At 67.0% G+C, this 1,009-nt stretch carries 1 protein-coding gene; it reads right to left on the reverse strand.

Annotation, left to right across the window (positions count from 1 at the left end; genetic code table 11):
• Window positions 1–1,009, reverse strand: a 1,009-nt coding sequence (locus NP3_RS19100; RefSeq protein ID WP_157124396.1) for a serine/threonine-protein kinase, incomplete at both ends; no start/stop codon positions are given.

Below are 1,009 nucleotides of genomic sequence, written 5' to 3' on the forward strand. Positions count from 1 at the left end.
TGCTGCGGACCGCCTGGCTGCTGCACACCACCAGCTGACTGGGACCCGACCGAGCGCCGCGGACCGCCTCCCGGCAGCGATCCGCCCGACTGCTGCGGACCGCCTGCTGATTGCGACCCGGCTGGCTGTTGTGGCCAGTTCGGCGACTGCCGATCGATCGTCGATTCCGGTCCGAAGGTCGGGAAGATGATGGTCGCTGGGGCGGGTTGTGGGTTGGAGATCTGGGCGGTGGGCAAGTCCGAGTTCGGCACGGACGATGTGCCCGATACCGCAGCTCTGGCTGCCGAGGCGAGTGCGCGGGCCGTTGGGTAGCGGTCGGCGGGTTCCTTCGCCATGCCGCGGGAAATGACCTCGTCCAGCGCGCCGGGCAGTCCGGCTCGTTTGGTGGTCGGGCGGGGTGGTGGCGTCGAAAGGTGGGCTCGGATGAGCGAACTCATTCCGTCGGCAGGAAAAGGTTGTGTACCGGTGAGGCATTCGAACAGCACGCAGGCGAGGGAGTAGACGTCGGCGGTGCCGCCGATCGGGGCGGTGTCGAATCGTTCCGGCGCGATGTAGCTGTAGGAGCCGATGGCTTGGCCGGTCGCGGTGACGCTGGGGTCGCGCTCGGAGCGGGCGATGCCGAAGTCGGCGAGGTACGCGAAATCTGAAGGAGTGACCAGGATATTGGCGGGTTTCACGTCGCGATGCACCAAACCCTCGGCATGCGCGGCATCCAATGCGGCCGCTACCTGTTCGATAATGCCGACCGCACGAGTGGGGCTCAGCGGTCCCTTGTCGCGCAGCACCGAGCGCAGATCGCTGCCCCGGACCAGCCGCATATCGATATAGAGCACACCGTCGATCTCGCCCCAGTCGTGAATCGGGATGACGTGCGGTTCGGCCAGCCGCGCGGCGACCCGGGATTCGTGCCGGAATCGCTGCTGGAACCGCGGATCGTCGGCCAGCGCCATGGGCAGCAGTTTGACCGCGACCACCCGATCCTTGACCGTGTCGTACGCCTCGTAGACCT

The organism is Nocardia pseudovaccinii NBRC 100343 (assembly GCF_001613225.1).
Taxonomy (GTDB): Bacteria; Actinomycetota; Actinomycetes; order Mycobacteriales; family Mycobacteriaceae; genus Nocardia; species Nocardia pseudovaccinii.